A 20,680-nucleotide genomic window follows, 5' to 3' on the forward strand; every position below is an offset into this window, starting at 1 on the left:
GCTATATGCGCGCCTGATCTTTTTTTGATGGATAAGAGGACAAGAAATGCGCATGCTAATTGGAAGAGAATGCTAAGTGCGGAGCTGATTCATGTGAAATGGTTTAAGAAAGGCGCTTCTGAAAAGCCATCTACGTTAGAGGAAATGATAAAAGACCTTAAACAATCGATCGATTTTGTAGCATATGAAAATAAAGCGAGCGATCAGCCTTATCGGTTAATCTATTTTGCATCGCTTGTTGATTCTGAACAGCTCCACCGTGACATATTGCCAGTAATTAAAGAATGTAAGTCAAAATCACTTGAAGACTTAAAAGGTATTCTTCCAATCGAAAATATTGAGATTTCATCAGAGCTATCAGTCATCCAAGAACGGTTGTTAGAAGGTTATCTTGCCATCCAACTTTCACGAGGTCAAAAGGTTCTCCTTGTAAACATTAGTCTTCGCAAATCAAGAGATTTATCTGCTCCTGAAATTGAATTTAGTGTGATGGGACCGAAAGAAGGTCTAGTCGAAGATCTTCATACAAATATGAATTTAATTCGTAGAAGAATCCCGCATCCCAGGTTGAGAATGAAAGAGATTACCGTTGGAACGATAAGTAAAACGAAGGTTGTCGTTGCCTTTATTGAGGGTGTGGCTAGTGAACAGAATATTAATACCGTTATGCAGCGTCTCGAAGATCTCGATTTTGATATTATTTCTGACTCTTCCTTTATTGGTCAGATGTTAGAAGACAATTCTCTGTCTGTTTTTCCGCAAATGATTGATACGGAACGAACGGATCGTATTACAGGACATATGAATTTTGGTGCATTTGCGATCTTAACAGAAGGCTCTTCTAATGCTCTAATTGGTCCAATTAATTTTGGGCAATTGTTAGTTTCCTTTGAAGATTACTATCTTGGATGGAATATTGCTTCCTTTTTTCGTGTCGTCCGCATGATTGCCATTCTAGCGTCGATTATCGCTACTCCTTTGTACGTTGCAGTTTTAACGTATCATTATGAATTATTTCCTTCTAAGTTATTAGCAACGTTAATTTCATCAAGAAGTGACATCCCTTTCTCTCCTGTTATTGAAGTGTTTTTTCTTGAAGTGACAATCGATTTGTTACGAGAGGCGGGGGCAAGGATGCCGACGAAGGTTGGGCAAACACTCGGTATTGTAGGAGGTATTGTTATTGGAACGGCTGCTGTTGAGGCTTCTTTAACTAGTAATATTCTGTTGATTTTGGTTGCCTTATCAGCTCTTGCTTCTTTTACAACACCAGTTTATCGCATGACTAATACGATTCGTTTTTTACGCTATCCTTTAATTGTGTTCGCACAATTTCTTGGCTTAATCGGAGTAGCGCTGTTTGGACTATTTATTCTAACGCATATGATCAGGTTAACATCATTTGGAAACCCATATCTCGCGCCGCTTTATCCTCCGAGGGTAAAAGATTGGTACGATTCTTTCTTTCGTTTACCTTATGTCATGCAAAAAAACAGATTTCAATTTTTTCGAGGGAAACAGACGAAGCGATTTGAGGATAAGAAAAAACGCCAAGAGCATCATTTGGATTTCGATGAGCAGTAGAGGGTGAGTTGCATGGAACAGAGCAAGCGAAATGATCTTCTTATATCTCCCTTCCTGATCATGTTTATTATTCACAGTAATCAGGTGGGAGTTGGAATACTAGGCTTTCCTCGCTATATCGCGGCCTATGCAGGAAATGATGCCTGGATTGTCGTTATTATTACAGGTGTTATTTTTCACGTGTTTATATGGATGATGTATCGTGTTCTTAGTGATGGTTCTTATGACATTATTGATCTTCATCATAAGTGGTTCGGAAAGTGGATAGGAGCGTTTTTTAACATTGCACTAATGATGTATTTATTGCTAGGGACGATTGTTATTCTTCGTACGTTTATAGAAGTCATTCAGGCCTGGATGTTTCCTGAATTAGCCACTTGGATACCTGTCGGAATGTATTTGTTGTTAACGTATTATGTGCTTGCTGGAGGTTTTCGAACTGTAGCAGGCATCTGTTTCTTTGGAGTGGTTATTCCAGTGTGGCTAGTATTTACGGCAACGGCTCCATTGAAATTTTCTACATTTAGCAACATATTCCCTATCTTGGATCATTCGTTGCAGGAATTTGCTCTTGGAACAAGGCAGATGACGCTAAGCTATGTTGGCATAGACATCTTATTACTTGCTTATCCATTCTTAAAAAATCCGAAGAGCTCTCGTATATGGGCACACATGGGCGTTTTATTAACGACATTGATTTACACGATGGTTATGATAATTTCTCTTGCATTTTATAGCGAGGGGCAACTTCAGCAGTCTATTTGGTCTACACTAATTGCATGGAAGGTTGTCGAGTTGCCATTTGTAGAGCGATTTGAGTATCTTGGGATAACATTCTGGTGCTTCGTTGTTTTTCCTAATATTTGCTTAACGATGTGGGGGGCAAGTCGAGTTGGAAAAAAGGTGTTTCATATAAAACAAAAGTACTTTGTTCTGGTTTTGATTGCATTTGTTTTTACAGCATGTGTGATGGTTACGAATCGTGATCAGGTGGACTATCTGAATACGATAACTTCTATTATAGGAACCTACGTTTATTACTTTTATATTCCATTTATTTTCTTATACAGCATGATTTGGAGGAGAGTGAAGAGGCGAACATGAAATATTTCAGCTTAATAGTTCTTTGTATGCTTCTGACAGGTTGTGTAGCAGAGGAAATAATTGATGAAGTTCCCATTCTATTTATCGTTGGCTATGACAACGGCGAAAAAGGGAAAATCAAAGGAACGATTTCTCTCCAAACATTTGATCCAAATCAAGAAGTTGAGACAAGGTCATTTGAAGCGGAGGCATATACAAGTAAAGGACTTCGCAATCAATTAAGTGGTTTACCTAAGCCAATTTCGATAGGGAAGATGGCGGTATTGTTATTTAGTGAAGATATGGCTGAAGAGGGAATCATAGATGTGTTAGATAGTTTTCTAAGAGACCCAGCAGCTGGTCGTCTCATTTACGTTGGTGTAGTAGAAGGAAGTGCAGGCGAACTCATAAAAAATGAATTTCAATATTTACAGGGAATCGGCCCATTTCTACAGAATCTAATTAAACAATCGATTGAGTATGGAAATATGCCCCAAAATAATATTCACTTGTTTGATTACAAATATTATGGCGATGGGATGGATCCAGTTGTTCCTATACTTAAGAAAGAAAAGACTGAAGTGAAAATAACTGGTCTCGCTTTGTTTGAAGATGAAAAGATGGTTGGGAAACTGAACTTGGATGAAATGTTTATGTTCGCATTAATTAATAAAAGTTACAGCGCTGGTTTATATGAGTTGGAGCTTCCAGATGGAGAATATGCAAACCTACAAAAGATCAAATCAAAAGTGAAATATAAGGTGAAAAATGGGAATACCAATCCTTCAGTAAACATAACAATTAAGTTAAATGGAAATGTTGTAGAGTACACAGGGGATAAGTTGAGTAAAGAGACAAAAGAAGAAATTGCAGAGACGCTTGAACGTAACGTGCAAGCTCAAGGTAATGAGATGGTTAAGAAATTTCAAGAATTAGGAATAGATCCTTTCTCAATCGGTGATCATGCTCGTAGTCAGACTAGAGATTTTGATTTTAAAAAATGGTATGACCGTTATCCTGATGTTCCTGTAACGATTGATGTTAAAGTGAATATTGGAGAATCAGGAATCATTGATTGAGGAAAGGTGTGAAGGGCTCATGAGCAATTACACACAATATAGGAATAAAAAAACTCGTTTTAAAAATCGATTCGATTTTTAAAACGAGTTTTTTATGTACCTTTACTTAGATAATATGGTAGAGGAGTGGTAGTAAATGATTTTACTCGATGGTTATCAGTTATCATTAAATGATCTTAGAAAACTTTTATATAACGGTGCGCGTGCTAGTTGTTCGAAAGAGAGTCTAAAGCGTGTTGATCAAAACAGAAAAGCAGTGGAAACGATTGTTGCAAACGGGGAGACAGTGTACGGTATTACAACAGGATTTGGCAAGTTAAGTGATGTTCATATTCAAATTTCAGATGTTGATCAGCTTCAGTTGAACCTTATTTATTCCCATGCATGTGGTATCGGTGAACCCTTTCCACCCCTTGTATCAAAAGCTATGCTTTTGCTGCGAGCGAATGCTTTACTGAAAGGATTTTCAGGGATTAGGCGTGAAGTGATTGAAAGACTATTGCTATATGCCAACGAAGAAATTCTACCCGTTGTACCGCAGCAAGGATCACTTGGAGCAAGCGGTGACCTGGCCCCTTTAGCTCATCTTGTTCTTCCGTTATTAGGTGAAGGAGAGGTATTCTACCGGGGAAAGCGAGAGAACGCGACTGTTCCAATGAAAGAGAAAGGAATCGAACCGATTAAATTAACCGCTAAGGAAGGTCTTGCGCTTATTAATGGAACACAGGCGATGACGGCGATGGGCGCTGTCACTTATCTTGAAGCAGAAAAACTCGCCTACGAAGCGGATGGGATCTCATCTCTTACATTAGAAGCCTTGAGAGCTATTACAGACGCCTTCGATGAGGACATTCATTTGGTCAGAGGTTACCCTGAACAAGTGGATGTGGCTAGAAGGTTAAGAAAGCTATTAAAAGGGAGTCAGTTAACAACGAGGCAAGGAGAGATAAGGGTTCAGGATGCTTATTCCCTCAGATGTATTCCTCAAGTACATGGTGCCTCCTGGCAAGCCCTTGCTTATGTAAAAGAAAAACTTGAAATTGAAATGAACGCCGCCACGGACAACCCACTTATTTTTGATGGGGGAGCCAAAGTACTATCTGGAGGAAATTTTCATGGACAGCCCATTGCCCTTGCAATGGATTTTCTTTCGATTGCGATGGCTGAATTTGGGAGTATTGCAGAACGTCGTATTGAACGTCTCGTGAACCCGCAATTGAATGATCTTCCTGCATTCTTAAGTCCCAAACCAGGGTTACAATCAGGGGCAATGATTATGCAATACGCAGCAGCATCTCTTGTCTCAGAAAACAAAACCCTTGCCCATCCGGCTTCAGTTGATTCCATTCCATCCTCAGCCAATCAGGAGGATCATGTTAGTATGGGAACGATTGGTTCTCGTCACGCTGCCCAAATTACAACAAATGTGAGAAGAATTCTAGCGATTGAAGCGATTTGTGCAATGCAAGGAATTACCTATCGAGATTCCACGAAGCTTGCACCAGAAACGAAAAAAATATATGAGGCAGGAAGAGGCATTGTTAGAGAAATAGACTGCGATCGCATTTTTTCATATGATATCGAACGATTGACCGATTGGTTAAAGGAAAATGGGGATATCGAGAAAATTGTGGTAGGTGTGTAGGAACATCCTTCCGTGCAAATAACAAAATGAAATAAAAGTAGAAGAATGATATAGTAGATGAAATAGATGGAAAGCAGGGGGCAATACAGTGAATGAAAAAGAAATCGAAATCCTAGAAATTTTAGAGGATAATGCACGCGTACCAATGGATGTTTTAGCTGATATGGTTGAATTATCAGTTGAAGAAGTAGAGAAAGTCATTAAGAAACTTGAAGAACAGGATATTATTTTAAGCTATTCATCCGTCATTAATTGGGATAAAACTTCTGGCAAAGACGGTGTTGCAGCCATGATTGATGTGAAGGTAACCCCAAAAAGAGATGTTGGGTTTGATGAGATTGCTGAGCGTATTTATCGTTTTCCGGAAGTGAAAGCGGTGTACTTAATGTCAGGAGCGTTTGATTTGTCTGTTCAGATCGAAGGGAAAACGATGAAGGAAGTTGCTTTCTTTGTTTCTAACAAGCTTTCAACACTTGATTCAGTTTTGTCGACAACAACGCATTTCTTACTTAAAAAATATAAACACGACGGTGTAATTTTTGAACCGGAACAGAAGGATAAGCGGATTGTGGTGTCACCATGAAGGAAGTTCAACAGCAGTATATTTCTAAAACAGCTTCTCAATTAAAACCTTCAGGTATCCGAAAATTCTTTGATCTTGCTTCCCAAATGGATAATGTTATTTCACTTGGTGTTGGTGAGCCAGATTTTGTTACACCGTGGAATGTATGTGAAGCGGGCTACGCTTCACTTGAAAGCGGCTATACAGCTTATACGGCAAATGCAGGTCTGCTAGAGCTAAGGGAAGAAATTTCGTCTTACTTAGATGAACAATTTTCACTGAGCTATTCAGCTGAATCACAAATCATATTAACTGTTGGAGCAAGTCAGGCGATTGATCTGGCTTTTCGAGCAGTGATTGATCCGGGTGATGAGGTTATTATTGTCGAGCCAGGTTTTGTTGCATATTCACCAGCTGTAACGCTCGCAGGTGGGACACCTGTCTCTTTGGAAACAAAGGCAGAGGACGAGTTTAAAATAACGCGTGAGTCGCTTGAAAAAGTGATTACGAAGCGAACAAAAGCGATCCTTCTGTGTTTCCCGAGTAATCCTACTGGTGCCACAATGTCTGAAGCAGAATTGAAGAACGTAACGGACATCATTGAAGAACATGACCTACTCGTACTTTCGGATGAGATCTATGCGGAATTAACGTATGATGAAACGCATTATAGCATTGCCCGAGCTGATGGCATGAAAGAGCGTACAATTCTTATTTCAGGTTTCTCGAAGGCATTTGCTATGACAGGCTGGAGACTTGGTTACGTGACTGGTCCTGAAGAAATCATTGCGGCGATGTTGAAAATTCATCAGTATACAATGATGTGTGCGCCGACAATCGCTCAGCACGGGGCACTCGAAGCTTTGAAAAGTGGAAGAGACGATCTTGAGAGAATGAAGAAAAGCTATCGTCAGCGAAGAAACTTTCTTGTTAAAGCATTTAACAACATCGGACTTTCCTGTCATATGCCAGGTGGTGCATTCTACGCATTTCCATCCGTACAGGCAACTGGGATGACATCAGATGAATTTGCTGAAAAGTTATTAGAAGAAGAGCAAGTTGCTGTTGTGCCAGGGCATGTTTTTGGTGCTGGTGGAGAAGGCTATGTGCGCTGTTCTTACGCAACGTCAATCGATTCTTTGCAGGAAGCTGTTAAGCGAATCGAACGGTTTGTTAACCGTCACAATTCAAAGGGATAATTAGGAACGCCGTCCTCAGTGAGGACGGCGTTATGTATTAATAGGAAGTTGGATCCTCTTTGCTTGTTGAAATACTTGAAGACGTTTGTTTGGAAAGTAACTGTCTGAGCAATTCATTCTGCTCTTGATCAGCAGCGTTCTTTCTTTTCATATAGCTCATCGCTTTAAATAGGAATACGATCGTTAATACCACGATAAATAAAATAATGACCATATATAGAAAACCAAATAATTCAAAAAGCATGCCAAATCCATCCATGCCACCACTATTAGACATCATCAAATCAACTCCTCATCTGATGTTGATTTTACCACTATTTTCTAAATTTTAAACGCGGTATTTTCCTTCAATAGAAGAGCTTTAGCATACGTCTCCTTTTCTAATATGACGTGTTATGATATTATAATCAAGTTGGAGAGTTCGTAATTCCCTCCTCTCGTAAAACAAAACTAGGGACCGTGAAAAGTGTAGCCCAGTTCTCTGAATGGAGATGGGGTTTTTCATGCGTCTCCCTTACTGAATAAAGAAGGGGGCTTTTTTTATGTCTTTTATGATTCCAAAGAAAGTTGAAGTACTTGGAGAAGATATTCAGAAAAGCGAATTAAAGTATCATCATAAACGAGTAGCGGTAACAAAAGAATTTACATTTGATGCTGCGCATCATTTGCACTGCTACGAAGGTAAGTGCAAAAGCATGCATGGCCATACGTATAAAGTCGTCATCACAATCAGCGGATTTGTGAATGAAATCGGCATTTCAGTTGATTTTGGTGAAATTAAAACCCTATTTAAAGAAGTGATTGATTCGAAGTTGGATCATCATTATTTAAATGAAGTGCTTCCGAACATGAACACGACCGCTGAAAATATGATTGTTTGGATGTGGGAGCAGTTAGATCAAGCTCTGACTGAGCGCAATATGAAAGATCTTGGTCAGCGCATTGAAGAACTAGTTCTCTATGAAACACCAACAAGCTACGCAACGCTAAAGCGGGAATGGATGGAAGAAAATGAGTAAATGGGTGCTACCGGAACAATCCGAATATATGAAGTGGGAACTACCGATGGTGGAGGTATTTGAGACAGTAGAAGGAGAGGGAACGCGCGCTGGTTTTCCAACAGTATTTGTACGCGTCTTTCACTGTAACTTGCGCTGTAGCTGGTGTGACACGCCTTATAGCTATGCACCGGATAAAGCAGAATACAAAGGTTCAATTGCCTCGATTATCGATCAAATCAAACAATATAATAGCCGTCACATCTGTTTTACAGGAGGGGAGCCGTTAATTCATCGTGAGAAATCAATGGCGCTTATTCAAGCGATGGTAGATCTTCCGCATATTGAAGACATTCATATCGAAACGAACGGAGCGATTGATCTTACGCCATATGAAGCGGTTCGAAAAGACGATGAAGCCTGGCAGGAGAAAGTTCGTTTTGTGATGGACTATAAGCTGCCTGATTCTGGTGAACAGCATCGCATGCTTCATGAGAACTTTGATCTTCTTGATACACAAGATGAAATTAAGTTCGTGATCGGCTCTGATGAAGATTTCACAGTAGCAACTGAAGTTGTCTCACAAAATCATCAAAAAGGTCAGGTATTGTATAGTCCAGTGTGGGAAACGATGCCTCCACACAAACTTGTTGAAAAAATTCTAGAAGCAGGACTAAGCAAAGTGAAGCTAAGTATGCAGCTTCATAAGATTATTTGGGATCCTAATAGAAGAGGTGTGTAACGTGAATAAAAAAGCAGTGATTGTATTGAGCGGTGGTTTAGATAGTACAACATGCATGGGAATCGCGAAGGAAAATGGCTATGAGCTTTATCCGATTACATTCCACTACGGCCAAAAGCATAACCGAGAAGTAGAGCAGGCGAAGAAAGTAGCGGAATATTACAATGCACCCGATCATCGCATAGTGAACATTAGTTTTCTAAATCAAATTGGGGGCAGTGCCCTTACAGATGATTCCATTGATGTACCAACAGATATGGATGAAGATGAAATTCCAGTTACTTACGTACCAGCTCGTAATATGATCTTTCTTTCTCTTGCCTCTGCTTACGCAGAAGTGATTGGAGCTGAAGCGATCTACATCGGTGTATCTGCCGTTGACTATAGTGGATACCCGGATTGCCGACCAGAGTTTATTGAAAGTATGAATGAAACGGTTAATCTAGCTACAAAAGCTGGAGCAACAGGTAGTGAAATGAAGATTGATACGCCGTTAATTAACTTGACGAAAGCAGATACGGTTAGTGAAGGCTTACGTTTAAGCGTTCCTTATGAACTAACGACATCTTGCTACAATGGTGAAGAAGAAGCATGTGGCGAGTGTGATAGCTGTCGTCTACGTCTGAAAGGCTTTGAAGAAGCTGGAGCGGTAGATCCGATACCTTATAAAGTGTAATAAAAAGCTGCCGGAGGATACTCCGACAGCTTTTTATGTTTTGGACAATAAACTTCCAACGGAGGAGTGGCTCGACATATAGCGCGGGTGACAGGCACCCGCGCCGACCGCCGAATCCGCACCCCTGCTTACTCAGGCATTTCCCCGCTATAAACAGAAGATGGGCGGATGATACGGTTATTGTCATTTTGCTCGTACACGTGTGCGATCCAACCTGCCGTTCTGGCTGCTGTAAATGTTGGGGTAAACAGTTCTGTTGGTAGCTCGATCGCTCTTAAGATGGCCGCTGCATAGTACTCCACATTCGCATAAAGTTTTCTGTCAGGTTTGTACTCCTGGAGAAGGCGTACGGCCGTGTCTTCTACTTTGTGTGCAAGTTTAAACTCTGCATCGTCATAGAAGTCTGAAGTAATCTCGCTTAAAGCGGCGGCACGGGGGTCACGCGTTTTATAAACCCGATGTCCAAAGCCCATTAGCTTCTCACGATTTTCAAGTTTACGTCGCAATACTTTCTCAGCATCGCCGTCGCGCTTAATTTCTTCTAATAAATCAATAACCCCAGTTGGCGCTCCGCCATGAAGAGGTCCTTTCATAGCGCCAATAGCCCCTGTAATAGCTGATGCGAGATCACTTTCAGTTGATGAAATCACCCTAGCAGTAAAGGTAGAGGCGTTTAATCCATGCTCCATCGTTAAAATGAAGTAGGCAGTTAACGCTTTAATGTGATTTTCCTGAGGACGTTCTCCTGTCAACATATATAAATAGTTCCCAACGTGAGACAACGTTACGTCTGGATCGATTTGGGATAATCCATTTTGAGTGCGGTAGCGATAGGCAATAATAGTGGGAACGATACTCAGTAGGTGAATTCCCTGTTCCTGTGTCGCTGGGAACTGATATGAGTGATCTCCCATGGAAGATAAGACCGTTCGAATAACGCTCATCATCTCCATTTTTTTAGGTAAACGATTTATGATTTCCTTCTGGTTTGGTGATAAGTGTCTTGCTTCACCAAGTGCGGAGGTGAAAGCAGTTAGCTGTTGTTCAGTAGGAAATGAACCATTCCATAGGAAGTAGGCAGCTTCTTCGAATGATTTTTCTTTCGCAATTTCTTTTGCCCAGTGTCCTCGATAGACAAGCAAACCGTTCTCTCCGTCTACAAGGCTGATATTGGAATCAGCCGCAATGATTCCTTCTAATCCGGCATGAATCATAAACTCAACTCCATTTCATTCGTCTTGTATCTAGTGTATCGATTCGATATGATTATGACTAATAAATAATTACTGAATAATTAATAGAGAAACGCTATCAATAAGGGGGGTAAGAATGAATCTAAACTGGTTGAAAACATTTGTCACAGCTGCTTCGTATGAAAATTTCAGGGAAACATCTGAAAAACTCTATCTTGCTCAACCTACTGTTACGGTTCACATTCAACAACTCGAAAAGCAGATTGGCAGTAAGCTATTTATGAAGAGCGGTAGAAGAGTGGTGCTCTCCGAAGCAGGAAGACAATTTCTTCCGCATGCCAAAGAGTTAGTTGAACAGTATGAGACTAGCTTACGTCATATGAACGGGTGGAGGCAGGGGTACCATCGAAAGTTGACGATTGCTGTATCTCCTTTAATTGCTGCTACGGTTCTACCTAATGTCCTTCAGCAATTTATGAAAGCTTATCCATCGATTGAGGTAGTTGTAAAAGTAAGTGAGTCTAATGAAATTGGAGAGATGATCACCAAAAATGATGCAGATTTCGGTCTTTCAAGAATGAAATCTTTGCAGGCATATGTGAAAAATGAACAAATTGGAGCCGATCCAATTGTTTTAGTTGTGCCACACGATGGGGGAGATGCGGAAACAAGTCTGCCTTTAACTTTAAGTGAGTTTTGTTTGAGATCAACGTTACTCACACACAATCATCCTGATTATTGGGAAGATCTTTTAGTTGAACTACGTTCTAAATATGACGGTGTTCGAACGATGGTTGTATCCCAAGTACACATTACAAAGCGATTTATTGAGGAAGGGCTTGGGTTCTCTTTTTTACCATGGTCATCTGTTCGGCGTGAGGTATTTGAAGGGAGAATTCTTCAAGTCGATACTGAGGAAATCAAACTGTCTGAGGTTCACACATACATGGTCTATCAACATCTTTCGGAGGAAACAGAAATATTTAAACAATTTATTGAGAAAAGCATGAATTAAGCCCGATCAGCGTCCTGATCGGGCTATCCTCTTATTTTCCGAGTGTGAAATAAGAGTGTGGGATGGTTGCGTGTCATAGATCCTAACGGCTAGCTTACACGCATGAGTAGTATGTGCGAAGTAAAATAAAGTATACACATTTAGTAAGTAGTTAGTCCCCAAACTTTCCACCCCTTTTCTTCTTTAGAAGCAAAGAGGTGCATGCGCACGGGGAGTTGAGAAGATTTCTTTGTGACGAGTACATCAATAAGGTAAGTGTGATTTGCGACTTTTTTTTCACAGGTTTTAACGGCTGGCGCGTAATAGGGTGACTTCTTTTTTAAAGGGGACATGCTAATGATTTGCCATGAATTTGTATCGGGAGTATTGGCCATTAAGCCTGAAAGAATCGTTGTAGCTTTCGTTGTAAGTCCTTTTGTTGATGCCGATTGATCTAGTGATGTTGGACACTTTCCTTGAATGAGCTGAATCGGACCAGCTGCATAAGCATGAATTGGTAAAAGAAGAAGTAAGAAAAGGAGACAGCTTACTGTACGTTTCATCAATTTATACCACCTTTCACCTTTACCGTGCCCGCTTAGTGAAAAATTATTCGTAATAATCGAATACATGTTCGGTTTATGGTACACTAATGGAAGAAGGAGGGATCGCCATTGCAGCCTTCAATTCAGAAGCGAACATCTCGGTCTATTTTAACAAAAGGTAGTGGATTTCTTAATGGATATAGTCACACTCTGAACCCTTACGCTGGATGTGCCTTCGGTTGTTCTTATTGCTATGTAAGAAGAATGCCTATTGCCCTTTTTAGGGAAGAGGATTGGGGAGAATGGGTAGATATTAAAGAAAACGCTGTGGATCTTGTGAAAAAAGAGATTCCGAAAGCTCGGAAAAAAGGAGAAGTATCGATTTTTATGTCTTCTTCGACAGATCCTTATCAGCCTATTGAATTTAAGACTGATTTAACAAGAGGATTACTTGAGGCTATGGTAGAAGAAATGCCTGATTTTCTATTTCTTCAAACCCGCTCTCCACTCGTCACTAGAGATATTGATTTGTTAAAAAAATTCGGCAAAAAGGTTCTGGTCAGTATGACAGTAGAAACAGACCTTGATTCAGTGCGCAAAATTTTTGCGCCATCAGCACCGCCAATTGCAGCAAGGTTAAAGGCGCTACAAACGTTACGAGCAAACGGTATTCCTGTACAAGCGGCAGTGGCACCACTTCTCCCGTGTTCTGAACATTTCCCTAAGAAGTTAGCTGAAGTAACGGATCGCCTCACGCTTGATGACTTTTTCATGGGTGATGGGAGCGGTGGTAAAAGAACAGAGCAGCTTGGCATTCGTAAGCTCTTTGAAGAAGCGGGTCTAGAAGGTTGGTATCAACGTAAAGCCTATTTGAAAATAAAGAAGCGATTACAGGACTTTTTTCCTGATAGCGCCATTTATATTTCTCAAGAAGGTTTTTCACCTCCAGACGAGGGCTAGTTTAAATAAATAATAACAAATAGGCTAGAGAATGTACCTCTAGCCTTATGTTGCCTACTTTACTTTAATTTTTCAGCCTTACCACTTAGAATTTTCAATTGGTCATTTTCATAACCAACCTGGTAAGTGACGTTGTATAGAGAAGTTGTTGTCTTCTTATCCTCGGTTCGTTCTTGTGCTTTAATAGTAGCTGTTACCTTTACTTGATCATTCGTTTGATTTAAACTTCCGGTCATATTTGAAACTTCCACGTCAAGGGTATGGATATAGCCACTTCGAAAATCTTCATACAGCATTTCACTCTGCCAGCGACTGCCAAGTAAGGAGTAGCCAGTGACATAGTCTTGAGTAGACAAGCTTTCATAGAAATATCCAATAAGATAGGTAGCATTATTTTTAAAGTCTTCTCCTGTGAGTCCCTGTGGTGTTGATACTTCTTCCTTACTTTCATCATCTACCGTTATTTCTACTGGGTCATCAGACCAATTTTTAATTTGCTCAATAACGTTGGGGAGCGGAATGCTAAAGCCGATTGCCCCTGAGTCTGTTCCTGCGGAATTAATGGCGATTGCCTCTCCTGTATTTGCATCAATAAGGGGACCTCCGCTGTTACCTTTTGTAATGGGGGCAGAGATTTGATAGATATGTTCATAGCGATAGGGTTCTAATATGAATTCTCGATCGAGGCCACTGACAATCCCTGTTGTAACGGTGTTCTGAAGTCCGAGTGGGCTACCAAGAGCAATGATATCGTCCCCAACTTCCGCCATGCGCTCTTCTGCAACAGGTAGGGGGTCATTTCCCTCTAGTCCTGGAACGCGAATTACCGCAACATCTATCGTATCACCCATACCAATGATTTGAGCTTCGAATTGTTTAGCATCAGAGGTTTTAACGGTAATCTTTTGAGCGCCTTCGACAACATGAGCGTTCGTAATGACGTCTCCGTTTGCATTGTAGAGGAAGCCTGATCCAGAAGAAGTGCCATCTTTTAAGGCGACTTCAATTTGCACAACGCTTTTTTGTGTCTCATGAATGACGGATTTTAAGTCTGAATCATTCTTTTGGTTCTCTGGAGCATTTGTTTTCTCTCCTAGAGTAGATGTTGCTTCAACGGTTGTATTCGAATAGTAATCATGTAAAAAATAAAAACCTGCGGCGCCCCCAATCAGAATAAAGAGGGAGCTTGCAATGGACAGTAGCAAAGCCAATTTCTTAGACATCCGTCTTGAATACTCCTTTCTGCTAATCCAAGTACCATGTGAAATGATCAATCTCGACTGTGAATTGATCAAGATCCTTCACGTCTTCACCTACATCGTAGATCATAAAGTCAAATTTACCTGTATCGTCAGGATAAAGTTTGTCGGGGTTAATATAAACCTCCCCTTTATCAAACTCTTTTCCATCTCCGTCCAATACTTTATAAGAAGCCCCGATCGAATTGACGGGAACAGTGGCTTTGCTTGTGACCGTACCTGTTACTTTTAATTCATTGTAATCTGTCACCTTTGTTTCTAATTCATTGAGTTCAATCGCGCTTGTACGATTCATTTCTTCTTCTTTTGCTGCAGCAACCATAGCATGTTCAATTCGCTTTTGTTGCTCCTCCTCAAACGAATTTCGTCTCTTTTCAATTACGGTTTGGAGGTTTGATAGCTTTTCGTTACCTTTATTGATTTCTAAGCCTTGTTCTACTGAGTTTAATGCTTCCGTAAAGTGGTTCTCTTCCAAATAACCATTTGCTTCATTAATTGAAAAGTCGACAATTTGATTTCGAATTTGTCCGGCTATGTCTTGGGCTTCATCCACTTGTAAACTTTCAGCCCTTGTTAACACAGGTTTCAATTCATCAATGGATTCTTTCCCTTTCATATCATACTTTAATTCGGCAACCATCACAGTTGTCCGAACCGTTCCGATGTCTTCTTGTAAAGTAGAGAAAAGATCACCTTTATAGGATGCTGAGGTTTGCTCAGCTTCTTTAATCAAATCTAAGGCTTTACTGTAGTTATCTTTTTTTCTTGCGGTTTCCGCCTGTTTTAAAGTCTCTTCAACGTTTAATGCGATCGTTACAATATTTTCGTTTTTTTTGGCAGCGGGGAAACGAGGTCGGTTTTGTTGAGCCTCATTAAATTCTTTTTGTGCTGCTTCGAGCTTGCCGTTTTTAGCTAATTCCTCTCCCTTTTCAAAAGAGCGAATCGCTGCCTTTGACGTTGATTCTTCATAAAAATAATATCCGGCAAGTGTGCTAGAAAGAAGAAAAAACACCATCACTGGTAACCAACGCCACAGAATGGATAGGCTATGCTTAGATTTATTTTGAGTGACTAGTTCTTTTCCACAAGAGAAGCAAAATTGCTCATCATCGCCTCTTTTTTTTCCACAATGTGGACAGTACATCCTTATTCCACCTGCTTTCAATCTCAATTGCTAGTTATATTTTGACACATTTCCCTTGTAAGGGAAATATTTTTCAGTAGGTTGTTGGGGAATTGAAATATAAAGCAATTTTCGCTCAAATCGAGTAAGAGCTTACTTATAAAATAGCCTATAAAGAGGGGGAGGGATTGATTCAAAAGACATATTTCTTTTTGTTATGATTAAAAGTGAATAGATTGTACTAGTTCAAAGGACATCAAATCATGAAAAAGAAGTTACTTCGTTCGATTGTACCGGTATTGAAGGACCTGTTCACACCTATACCCCTTTGATAAGATGATCCTAAGACCCCCTTTCAAATATTCCGTTACCAGGAAGACCGGCATTTGCCGGTCCTTTTTTTTTGCCCCGATAAATGTGTAGCATTCATTTTCACTATAATCGATCAATGACAAATCACTCTCTTGTTTGTAGATAATCCTAGAATAAGCATGAAATGAAATAAATCTTCTTTTTTTGAAACCTCATGAGGTAGTTGCTCGTCTAATTAGTTGAAAACCCTTATTCCCTTAGATGTAGCCACTACGATATTTACCTAGTGGCTGCTTTTTTTGTGATCGTTGCATAAGATAGGAATTGTTGATATAATAACTAACGAGTGGTAGGCAAATGCCTGCGTTTTTTATTTGTTAACAACTAACGATCGGTAGGTAATGTTATATGAAAAAAGAATCGACTCAGGATCGAATTAAAGAGGTGGCCCTCATTCTATTTGCACGTAATGGATTTGAAGGGACTTCCCTTTCGGATATTGCTAAAGGAGTAGGCGTAAAAAAACCCTCCTTATATGCGCATTATAAAAGTAAAGAAGATTTATTTTTAGGTGTGATTCATAAAGTATCAGTTGATTACAATGCGTTTTTTGTAAAGACGGCTGAACGATTAAGCAATCAATCACCTGAGAAACAATTATATGACCTTCTTCGTGAAAATACAGAGTATTTACGGAATGATGAAATGGGACTTATTTTCAAAAGAATGATGCTATTTCCACCAGAGTCGTTACGGAAGGAAATCGCTCAAATGTTTGAAAAAACGGAGAATGTGATGAAGAGAGTGATTAAGTCTATTCTCGAGCAGATGCTCCCAAATGAGGAATGGGAACGAGTTTTTGATGCTTATTTATGTTTACTTGACGGTATGTTTGAACAAATTTTCTACTATTCACCTGAGGAACATAATAAACGGTTAGAAAATTCTTGGACTCTATTTATTAAAGGCGTTCATAGTAGGGAGGAGAAATAAGATGGCATGGATCTATCTTGTGATCGGTGGTCTGATGGAAGTATTATGGGCTATTGGATTAAAATATTCAGATGGCTTTACGAAACCACTTATAAGCTTGTTAACGATAGTTGGTATTGCAACAAGCTTTTACTTTTTCGCTAGAGCATTAAAATATTTACCTGTAGGTACAGCATACGCCATATTTACAGGATTAGGCGCAGCAGGGACAGCTGTGATTGGAATGATGTTCTTAAATGAATCGATTAGTTTCATAAAACTATTTTTTATCTTATTGCTTATTTCTTCTATTATCGGTTTGAAGTTAAATGCAAAGGAAGCTTAGGAGGGAAGCAAAATGGCATGGATTGCATTGTTAATCGCTGGTCTAGGTGAAGTTGGCGGTGTTATTAGCTTGAAGTTATCAGAAGGATTTACAAAATTAAAGCCTTCTATTTTTACAATTCTTTTCGGGAGCATGAGCTTTTTTATGTTGTCTTTATCATTAAAAGCTCTACCGGTAGGAACAGCCTATGCGATATGGACTGGCATAGGATCAGCGGGCAGTGTATTGATCGGTATGTATTGGTTTAAAGAACCCAAAAATAGAATGCAATTAGTGTTAATATCTTGTGTTGTCATTTCTGTCATTGGTCTTCGCGTAGCTGAAGGTTGATTTTGTCAGAGCATTCAGATAGAATGAAAGTATTAATTTAAGGAGGTGAGGAAGGGATGTCTAACGCTTTTGTACGTACGGAATTTATGGATTATGTATCAGTTTGCCGTGCGATTTTTCATGAAGTAGCTGCCGATGGGACAGGTGTGTCCAAAAACAGCAACTTCATAAGAAACAAAGCGTAAGGCTCTCTTACCCTGCTTCAGGCGGAATGTATAAATTTACTGAAAAGAGAGCGGCAAATTTGTCGCTCTTTTTTATTTGCTTTAAGTATCTTAAGGTTTTAGTAGACTTAAAGTGAAATGATGCCAGATTCAACCACAGGTGAGGTGTATCCTTATCTGTGGTTTTTTGTATGCTTATCTGAATGAAAGGACTGATTATAATGATCGTTACAGCACAATCAATTAGTAAGATGCTTGGTGGAACTCTTATTTTTGAAGATATATCTTTTGAGATAAATGCGAAGGAACGTGTAGGTATTGTTGGAAGGAATGGTTGTGGAAAGACGACTCTTTTTCAATTGTTAGCAGGTGTTGAGCAGGTAGATGATGGAATGATTTATTATAAAAAAGGGGCAGAGATCGGATACTTAGCCCAAATTCCAAATTATCCAGGGGTACTGGTAGAAGATGTCTTAAGAAAAGCTTTTAGTGATCTTGTAGAAATGCAAGAACGAATGAATGTACTTGAATCTCAAATGGCGAATGGGCAAGAAACCGAACGTGAACTTAAAGAATATGGGCAATTACTTGAGAGTTTTACTCGTAGGGGAGGATATGAAATAGATTCATCTATTCAAAGTGTCGCGAATGGACTTGGTATTCAGCATTTGTTGAATGCATCATTCGATCGTTTGAGTGGAGGAGAAAAGACAAAAATAAGTCTGGGGTTACTGTTATTAAAAGAACCAGATTTGCTGTTACTTGATGAACCAACAAATCACCTTGATGTGGAAGCGGTTGAGTGGCTTGAAAGTTTTTTAAAGCAATATAGTGGAACGGTCTTAATGATCTCACACGATCGGTATTTTCTTGATGAAGTGGTTACGAAAATAATGGATCTTGAAGATGGTGAGTTAACCGTCTATCACGGATCTTATAGTGAGTTTGTAAAGAAAAAAGAAGAGTTGTTGCTTACAGAGTTTGCTGCCTATCAGGAACAGCAAAAGAAGATCAAAAAAATGAGAGAAGCGATCAAACGTTTAAGAGAATGGGCTAATCAAGCTAATCCTCCGAATGCCGCTCTTCATAAGCGTGCAAGAAATATGGAACGTGCTCTAGAGCGTATGGACAAATTGAGACGTCCGGTTTTAGATCGGAAGAAAATTAGCCTGGACTTTGACGTGAAGCAGCGCAGTGGAGAAGATGTTCTCACTTTCGAAAATGTTACAGCGGGTTATAAACAAAACGTATTATTTACTGAAGTTGATTTGCACGTAAGGTACGGTGAGCGGGTCGCTATTGTTGGGAGAAACGGAAGTGGAAAGACAACACTTCTAAATGTTCTGCTCGGAAATGTAGATCCTTCAATTGGACAAGTAAAGGTAGGCGGAAGTGTGAAAATCGGTTACCTTTCTCAACATGTCCTAGAAGATCGTGTAGAAGAACGTGTCATTAATGTCTACCGTGAATCAGCAAAAGTATCAGAAGGAGACGCTAGACATGAATTAGCTCGATTTTTATTTTACGGATATGACGTTTTTGCTAAGATTTCTTCCTTGAGTGGTGGCGAGAAGATGCGTTTACGTCTTGCTGAATTGATGAGTAAGGATCTAAATTTATTAGTTCTTGATGAGCCAACAAATCATCTTGATATTGACTCCAGAGAGGTATTAGAGGATGCGATTGAGCGCTTCCCTGGGACGATCGTTTGTGTCTCGCATGATCGCTATTTTCTGAATAAGTGTTTTCCAGTGACATATTGGATTGAAAATCAACACCTTTACCAGCATTTGTATAGTTATTCAGAAGCTAAGATAAAGCACGAGGAAATGATTGATGGTTGGAGGTCAAGGAAGAGTATAGTCCCGTCACCTCCCATTCAGAAGGTGGAAAATAAATCGAAATCGAATTCAATAGAATGTGAGCTTGAGGAAATTGAGTCCCTGATTGATCAAATCGATCAGAAGCTTAATGAAATGAAGGACCTTACAGAGCTTCAAGCCTTATTTGATGAAAAAGAGAAGCTGAGCATCAAACGAGAATCATACTATGACATCTTACTGGAGGAAGAATCATGACAGAGAGAAATGTAATGAATAAGGTATATTTCCCCCTTACAATCGATAGTCTTGAAAAAGATTTGAGAGAGCTTGGGGTAAAGGACGGAATGACATTAATCGTTCATACATCTTTAAGCTCTTTAGGATGGGTATGCGGGGGCGCAGAAGCTCTTATATTAGCATTGATAAGAGCTGTTGGAGAAGAAGGAACGATTGTCATGCCAGCGCAGTCAGCGAGTAATTCAGAGCCAGCAGACTGGATGAATCCGCCAGTTCCAGAAGAGTGGTGGCCTATTATTCGAGAGAATATGCCAGCATTTTGCTGTGCTACCACTCCTACGCGTGGCATGGGAGTGGTAGCGGAGTTGTTTAGAACATTCCCAGGTGTCGTGCGCAGTTATCATCCGATGTACTCGTTTGCTGCCTGGGGCAAACATAAATATTTCATTACAAATGACCATTCAATCAAGAGTGGCTTTGGAGAGGAATCACCTCTTGGAAAGATATATAAGCTTGATGGAAAAATTCTTTTGCTTGGAGTAGGTCATGATAGTAACACTTCATTTCACCTTTCTGAACACGCTTCAACCAAGAAGGAACGCTCAGAAAAGTCTGCATCATTAATCGAAAATGGTGAGCGAGTATGGAAAACATATACAGAGATTGATTATGATTCAGATTGCTTTGATCAAATTGGGTTTCAATTTGAAAAGAAAGAACACTTTAGAAGAATGAAGATAGGTGCTGCCATATGCAAACTTTTTAATCAACGAGATCTCGTTGATTTTGGACGTAGGTGGTACGAAGAACGTTCTAATTGAACAAAGGAGGAGAAGATAACGTCATTTGTTATC

22 protein-coding genes are annotated in these 20,680 nt (G+C 39.8%); 17 read left to right on the top strand and 5 right to left on the bottom strand.

Translation table 11 applies throughout. The annotated features are described in order from the left end of the window. Positions 1-93 precede the first annotated feature (93 nt). The 6 genes from AC0VYH_RS04020 (at position 94) to AC0VYH_RS04045 (ending at position 7,152) form a co-directional block, all read left to right on the top strand. On the top strand, positions 94-1,584 hold the full coding sequence (locus tag AC0VYH_RS04020; protein WP_475366604.1) for a spore germination protein: 1,491 nt from the start codon (positions 94-96) through the stop codon (positions 1,582-1,584). 12 nt (positions 1,585-1,596) lie between these two features. Continuing rightward, positions 1,597-2,688 (top strand): GerAB/ArcD/ProY family transporter, encoded by a 1,092-nt coding sequence (locus AC0VYH_RS04025; protein WP_475366605.1) that lies wholly within the window; start codon positions 1,597-1,599, stop codon positions 2,686-2,688. Beyond that, positions 2,685-3,746 carry a Ger(x)C family spore germination protein gene (locus tag AC0VYH_RS04030; RefSeq protein ID WP_475366606.1) on the top strand — a complete coding sequence of 354 codons (1,062 nt, stop codon included), beginning with the start codon at positions 2,685-2,687 and terminating at the stop codon, positions 3,744-3,746. The genes AC0VYH_RS04025 and AC0VYH_RS04030 overlap by 4 nt, the downstream gene beginning before the upstream one ends. A 136-nt stretch (positions 3,747-3,882) precedes the next feature. Continuing rightward, a complete protein-coding gene (hutH, locus tag AC0VYH_RS04035) occupies positions 3,883-5,391 on the top strand; it encodes a histidine ammonia-lyase (protein WP_430243879.1) in 1,509 nt (502 codons plus the stop codon). An 88-nt stretch (positions 5,392-5,479) separates the two neighbouring features. Beyond that, positions 5,480-5,974 carry an Lrp/AsnC family transcriptional regulator gene (locus AC0VYH_RS04040; RefSeq protein ID WP_475366607.1) on the top strand — a complete coding sequence of 165 codons (495 nt, stop codon included), beginning with the start codon at positions 5,480-5,482 and terminating at the stop codon, positions 5,972-5,974. Further along, complete coding sequence (locus tag AC0VYH_RS04045) at positions 5,971-7,152, top strand: aminotransferase (RefSeq protein WP_475366608.1); 1,182 nt, start codon at positions 5,971-5,973, stop codon at positions 7,150-7,152. Before AC0VYH_RS04040 ends, AC0VYH_RS04045 begins: the two co-directional genes overlap by 4 nt. A 37-nt stretch (positions 7,153-7,189) precedes the next feature. Here the strand turns inward: AC0VYH_RS04045 and AC0VYH_RS04050 are convergent, their stop codons facing one another. Then, positions 7,190-7,432 carry a hypothetical protein gene (locus AC0VYH_RS04050; protein ID WP_430243874.1) on the bottom strand — a complete coding sequence of 81 codons (243 nt, stop codon included), beginning with the start codon at positions 7,430-7,432 and terminating at the stop codon, positions 7,190-7,192. A gap of 262 nt (positions 7,433-7,694) precedes the next feature. On the opposite strand from AC0VYH_RS04050, the gene queD reads away from it, so the two are divergent. From queD to queC, 3 genes are read left to right on the top strand one after another with little or no spacing between them, the layout of a single operon-like run. Next, the gene (gene queD, locus AC0VYH_RS04055; protein WP_226616375.1) at positions 7,695-8,171 is read left to right on the top strand and encodes a 6-carboxytetrahydropterin synthase QueD; all 477 of its coding nucleotides are present in this window, start codon (positions 7,695-7,697) and stop codon (positions 8,169-8,171) included. Continuing rightward, positions 8,164-8,892, top strand: coding sequence for a 7-carboxy-7-deazaguanine synthase QueE (locus AC0VYH_RS04060; protein ID WP_475366609.1), 729 nt, complete (start codon positions 8,164-8,166; stop codon positions 8,890-8,892). The genes queD and AC0VYH_RS04060 overlap by 8 nt, the downstream gene beginning before the upstream one ends. 1 nt (position 8,893) lies before the next feature. Continuing rightward, entirely contained in the window at positions 8,894-9,568 is a 675-nt protein-coding gene (gene queC / locus AC0VYH_RS04065; protein WP_475366610.1) for a 7-cyano-7-deazaguanine synthase QueC, read from the top strand. A 128-nt stretch (positions 9,569-9,696) separates the two neighbouring features. Here queC and AC0VYH_RS04070 read toward each other — a convergent pair whose 3' ends face one another. Then, complete coding sequence (locus AC0VYH_RS04070; protein ID WP_475366611.1) at positions 9,697-10,782, bottom strand: citrate synthase; 1,086 nt, start codon at positions 10,780-10,782, stop codon at positions 9,697-9,699. A gap of 115 nt (positions 10,783-10,897) precedes the next feature. Between AC0VYH_RS04070 and AC0VYH_RS04075 the strand changes: the two genes are divergently transcribed. Further along, positions 10,898-11,776, top strand: a complete 879-nt coding sequence (locus AC0VYH_RS04075) for a LysR family transcriptional regulator (RefSeq protein WP_475366612.1) — start codon at positions 10,898-10,900, stop codon at positions 11,774-11,776. A gap of 140 nt (positions 11,777-11,916) precedes the next feature. On the opposite strand, the gene AC0VYH_RS04080 is transcribed toward AC0VYH_RS04075, so the two are convergent. Then, the gene (locus AC0VYH_RS04080; RefSeq protein ID WP_475366613.1) at positions 11,917-12,318 is read right to left on the bottom strand and encodes a hypothetical protein; all 402 of its coding nucleotides are present in this window, start codon (positions 12,316-12,318) and stop codon (positions 11,917-11,919) included. A gap of 111 nt (positions 12,319-12,429) precedes the next feature. On the opposite strand from AC0VYH_RS04080, the gene AC0VYH_RS04085 reads away from it, so the two are divergent. Continuing rightward, complete coding sequence (locus AC0VYH_RS04085) at positions 12,430-13,260, top strand: SPL family radical SAM protein (protein ID WP_475366614.1); 831 nt, start codon at positions 12,430-12,432, stop codon at positions 13,258-13,260. Positions 13,261-13,319: 59 nt separating this feature from the next. Here the strand turns inward: AC0VYH_RS04085 and AC0VYH_RS04090 are convergent, their stop codons facing one another. Together AC0VYH_RS04090 and AC0VYH_RS04095 are read right to left on the bottom strand one after the other, a co-directional pair. After that, a complete protein-coding gene (locus AC0VYH_RS04090) occupies positions 13,320-14,483 on the bottom strand; it encodes a S1C family serine protease (protein ID WP_475366615.1) in 1,164 nt (387 codons plus the stop codon). A 22-nt stretch (positions 14,484-14,505) separates the two neighbouring features. Then, complete coding sequence (locus AC0VYH_RS04095; protein ID WP_430243861.1) at positions 14,506-15,663, bottom strand: zinc-ribbon domain-containing protein; 1,158 nt, start codon at positions 15,661-15,663, stop codon at positions 14,506-14,508. 699 nt (positions 15,664-16,362) lie between these two features. Between AC0VYH_RS04095 and AC0VYH_RS04100 the strand changes: the two genes are divergently transcribed. The 6 genes from AC0VYH_RS04100 to AC0VYH_RS04125 all read left to right on the top strand — a co-directional run bounded on the left by AC0VYH_RS04100 (position 16,363) and on the right by AC0VYH_RS04125 (position 20,647). Beyond that, positions 16,363-16,947 (top strand): TetR/AcrR family transcriptional regulator, encoded by a 585-nt coding sequence (locus AC0VYH_RS04100; RefSeq protein WP_430243859.1) that lies wholly within the window; start codon positions 16,363-16,365, stop codon positions 16,945-16,947. Position 16,948: 1 nt separating this feature from the next. Next, positions 16,949-17,272, top strand: coding sequence for a DMT family transporter (locus tag AC0VYH_RS04105; RefSeq protein ID WP_194220337.1), 324 nt, complete (start codon positions 16,949-16,951; stop codon positions 17,270-17,272). Between the two features lie 12 nt (positions 17,273-17,284). Then, the gene (locus tag AC0VYH_RS04110) at positions 17,285-17,602 is read left to right on the top strand and encodes a DMT family transporter (RefSeq protein WP_194220338.1); all 318 of its coding nucleotides are present in this window, start codon (positions 17,285-17,287) and stop codon (positions 17,600-17,602) included. A 56-nt stretch (positions 17,603-17,658) separates the two neighbouring features. Continuing rightward, complete coding sequence (locus tag AC0VYH_RS04115; RefSeq protein ID WP_475366616.1) at positions 17,659-17,787, top strand: RAxF-45 family protein; 129 nt, start codon at positions 17,659-17,661, stop codon at positions 17,785-17,787. Positions 17,788-17,987: 200 nt separating this feature from the next. After that, entirely contained in the window at positions 17,988-19,844 is a 1,857-nt protein-coding gene (abc-f, locus tag AC0VYH_RS04120; protein ID WP_475373315.1) for a ribosomal protection-like ABC-F family protein, read from the top strand. Further along, complete coding sequence (locus AC0VYH_RS04125; RefSeq protein ID WP_475373316.1) at positions 19,841-20,647, top strand: AAC(3) family N-acetyltransferase; 807 nt, start codon at positions 19,841-19,843, stop codon at positions 20,645-20,647. The genes abc-f and AC0VYH_RS04125 overlap by 4 nt, the downstream gene beginning before the upstream one ends. Positions 20,648-20,680: the final 33 nt, after the last annotated feature.

Source organism: Anaerobacillus sp. QJM3NY_32 (assembly GCF_056173645.1).

Bases quoted from the DNA above. Each gene is read 5' to 3' on its own strand.
- abc-f (WP_475373315.1), top strand. From the start codon at position 17,988: ATGATCGTTACAGCACAATCAATTAGTAAGATGCTTGGTGGAACTCTT.
- AC0VYH_RS04045 (WP_475366608.1), top strand. From the start codon at position 5,971: ATGAAGGAAGTTCAACAGCAGTATATTTCTAAAACAGCTTCTCAATTA.
- AC0VYH_RS04025 (WP_475366605.1), top strand. From the start codon at position 1,597: ATGGAACAGAGCAAGCGAAATGATCTTCTTATATCTCCCTTCCTGATC.
- AC0VYH_RS04110 (WP_194220338.1), top strand. From the start codon at position 17,285: ATGGCATGGATTGCATTGTTAATCGCTGGTCTAGGTGAAGTTGGCGGT.
- AC0VYH_RS04095 (WP_430243861.1), bottom strand. From the start codon at position 15,663: ATGTACTGTCCACATTGTGGAAAAAAAAGAGGCGATGATGAGCAATTT.
- AC0VYH_RS04075 (WP_475366612.1), top strand. From the start codon at position 10,898: ATGAATCTAAACTGGTTGAAAACATTTGTCACAGCTGCTTCGTATGAA.
- hutH (WP_430243879.1), top strand. From the start codon at position 3,883: ATGATTTTACTCGATGGTTATCAGTTATCATTAAATGATCTTAGAAAA.
- AC0VYH_RS04125 (WP_475373316.1), top strand. From the start codon at position 19,841: ATGACAGAGAGAAATGTAATGAATAAGGTATATTTCCCCCTTACAATC.
- AC0VYH_RS04100 (WP_430243859.1), top strand. From the start codon at position 16,363: ATGAAAAAAGAATCGACTCAGGATCGAATTAAAGAGGTGGCCCTCATT.
- AC0VYH_RS04080 (WP_475366613.1), bottom strand. From the start codon at position 12,318: ATGAAACGTACAGTAAGCTGTCTCCTTTTCTTACTTCTTCTTTTACCA.
- AC0VYH_RS04115 (WP_475366616.1), top strand. From the start codon at position 17,659: ATGTCTAACGCTTTTGTACGTACGGAATTTATGGATTATGTATCAGTT.
- AC0VYH_RS04090 (WP_475366615.1), bottom strand. From the start codon at position 14,483: ATGTCTAAGAAATTGGCTTTGCTACTGTCCATTGCAAGCTCCCTCTTT.
- AC0VYH_RS04105 (WP_194220337.1), top strand. From the start codon at position 16,949: ATGGCATGGATCTATCTTGTGATCGGTGGTCTGATGGAAGTATTATGG.
- AC0VYH_RS04070 (WP_475366611.1), bottom strand. From the start codon at position 10,782: ATGATTCATGCCGGATTAGAAGGAATCATTGCGGCTGATTCCAATATC.
- queD (WP_226616375.1), top strand. From the start codon at position 7,695: ATGTCTTTTATGATTCCAAAGAAAGTTGAAGTACTTGGAGAAGATATT.
- AC0VYH_RS04050 (WP_430243874.1), bottom strand. From the start codon at position 7,432: ATGATGTCTAATAGTGGTGGCATGGATGGATTTGGCATGCTTTTTGAA.
- AC0VYH_RS04060 (WP_475366609.1), top strand. From the start codon at position 8,164: ATGAGTAAATGGGTGCTACCGGAACAATCCGAATATATGAAGTGGGAA.
- AC0VYH_RS04030 (WP_475366606.1), top strand. From the start codon at position 2,685: ATGAAATATTTCAGCTTAATAGTTCTTTGTATGCTTCTGACAGGTTGT.